General features: G+C 69.9%; 3 protein-coding genes. All 3 read right to left on the bottom strand.

Annotation, left to right across the window (positions count from 1 at the left end; genetic code table 11):
- Positions 1-211, bottom strand: a 211-nt coding sequence (locus I5Q34_RS33560) for a hypothetical protein (RefSeq protein ID WP_199896279.1), incomplete at its 3' end; no start/stop codon positions are given.
- A gap of 84 nt (positions 212-295) precedes the next feature.
- Positions 296-1675: a phage major capsid protein gene (locus I5Q34_RS33565; protein WP_199896280.1), complete on the bottom strand. Its 1380-nt coding sequence runs from the start codon at positions 1673-1675 to the stop codon at positions 296-298.
- A partial coding sequence (locus I5Q34_RS33570; protein WP_199896281.1) for an ATP-dependent Clp protease proteolytic subunit occupies positions 1672-2511 on the bottom strand: 840 nt, incomplete at its 5' end. The genes I5Q34_RS33570 and I5Q34_RS33565, both read right to left, overlap by 4 nt.

Below are 2511 nucleotides of genomic sequence, written 5' to 3' on the forward strand. Positions count from 1 at the left end.
GGCTGGTGCCGCCGGTCGCGGCGTTATGCTCCTGGAGGTCCAGGTCGAGGATGTCGGTCGAGCCGGAGCCGGCCACGACGAGGAAAGCAACGGTGTCGCAGTCCTTCATGTGGACCCGGTTGCCGGTGATGGCGGCCGCGACGGCGTCGGTGGGGACGGCGCCGACGGACGCGTTGAAGAGCCGACCGAGTCCTCTGGCTCCTGTGGTCATGGTGTGTGCCTCTCCGGACGGGGTGTGAATGCCGTCCTGGTTGGCCCCCGGCGGGGGTGTGAATGCCCGCTGGGGGCGTGCTGGTCAGGCGCGGGCGGCGAGCTGGACGAACGGGGACAGCGTCGGGCCGTTGTTCTGCGGGGTGATCGCGGACTGGAGCCAAGGGCGGCCGTCGACGCGCTCGATGATCCGGTAGGCGGTCTGGTCCTGGCTGAACTTGAAGTGCGGGGAGGACATCGCGGACATGACCTGACGGTCACCGATGAGGTAGAAGCCGAAGTCCACGAAGCTGATGTCGCCCAGGTCGCCGAGCAGGCCGGGCGCCTTCTCGGTGAAGATCACCGGGCGGCCGAGGATGGTCATCGGCGGGCCTGCGACGCCGTTGTTCAGCCAGATCGCCGAGCCTCCCGTACCCACGGACAGGGCCATGGTGGCCAGCTCAGGGAACGTGTCGATAGAGCAGATCCACACCGCCCGGTCCAGGCTGGACGGGAGCATACGGGCGAACATCTTGACGATGTTCTCCCACACGATCGTGTCGGCAGCCTGCCCAGTCTCCTTGGCTACCGAGATCATGGCCGCGTTGTTCGCGTCGAGGACACCGAGCGGCTCGCCGACCCCGGAGCCCTTGAGGAACGCGATGTCCTCGTAGTACGCCAGCGCCTCGGGGAAGATCTGGTCGATGAACGCCTGGAAGGAACCGACCGAGTCGGACAGCAGTTCATTGGGCACCGTCGTGTATGCGGTCAGCTTCTTCGCGTCCAGGACCACGCGGCCGAATGACGCCTGCGACTCGGTGAGGGCGGCGCCCTCCTCAGTCCAGTAGCCCACGATGCCGCCGTACACCGAGGACACGTTGCTGGTGGAGTCGATTGCAGGGAACGGCACCCGCAGCGTCTCCATGGGGATGACACGGGATCGCTGCCGGACGATGCCGGCCTCCAGTGACACGCGCAGCAGCTCCGACCGCAGCGTCTCCGGGATCAGGAACCCGCCCTCGGACGGCACCGTGCTGGAGAACGCATTACGGACGCGGGTCAGCTTGGCCTGCATATCTGCCGTGCGGTTGGCGTTGTGCCAGATCGTCCGGAAGTACTCTGCACTGTTCTCGAACTCACGGTCCAGCGCGGCGCCCATGGCGCGCGGGTTGTGCAGGTGGTTGCGCGCCGAACCGTGCGCCACGACCTCGCGCGGTGTCAGGTCGACCCGTCCGACACCTTCCGGCTGCTCATCCCGGAGCCACTGGGCCAGGACACGCTGAGTCTCTTCCTTGACCTGTGTGGCGACGGAGAGGTCACGGTCGTGGACCGCGCGGGCGTAGTTCGTGATGAACTCGCCGAAGGCCCCGTTTTTGTCGGAAAAGACCTTCTGCATCGCCTTGCTGTCGCCGAGCATGGCCTCCAGCTCGGCGGCCGTCGTCGGGATAGTGATGCGCTCCGGGTCCGCCCCGGTGGTGGTGTTCACAGTCGTGCCTCCCATAGGGCGCGCTCGAAGAGGGTTCGGTCGATGCTGGGGACCGGCTCCGGCGGGGCCGGTTGGGGGGTGTGGTGCTGGGGCGGGGCCGGGGCGTCGTTGGCGACGGTGGCCAGCAGGGCGCGGAAGTATTCGACGGCCACCTCGCCCGCAGGGGGCGGGGGTTCGGGTGCCGGCGGAGGCGCGGGCGGCTCGGGGACGGCTGCCGGGGGCGCGGGGGGTGTGGCGAGTGGCGGCGGGGCGGGGGCCGTGGTGGCCACGCCCGCCATGAGGGACCGGAGATACTCGGCGTCGTAATCCGGCATCGGGTCGGCGGCGGCTGCCAGGGCGGCCCGGAAGACGCCCGGGTCGAAGGGGACGTCCGGCTCCGGCACGCCCTCGGGGGGCGTGTCGGGCGGGGGCTCGTCCAGCTCGCTGCCCGCGGTGTCGGCCAGGCGGGGCACGTCCGGGGCGGGTGCCTGCTCGCGGCCGGCGTGCCGGAAGACCGACAGGTCCCAGGAGTTGGCCACCGGCCGGTCGCCCGGCTCCCCCTCTTCTCGGCCGGGCCGGCCGGGCTTGGCGACCTCGTCGGCGAGCCCGGCCTCCACGGCCTCCTGGGCGGAGTACCAGGTCTCGGCCAGCATCCGGGTCCGCCACTGCTTGACGGTGCCACCGGCCCGCTCGGCGTAGATGCCGGCGATGTTGTCCGACTGACGGTCCAGCAGGTCGGCCATGTCGCGCATGTCGGCGGCGTTGCCGACGCACAGCCCGGATCCGTCGTGGATCATCATCTGGCTGTGGGGCTGCATGACGATGCGGTCCCCGGCCATCGCGATGACGGAGGCGAT

The organism is Streptomyces sp. AV19 (assembly GCF_015999245.1).
GTDB lineage: Bacteria > Actinomycetota > Actinomycetes > Streptomycetales > Streptomycetaceae > Streptomyces.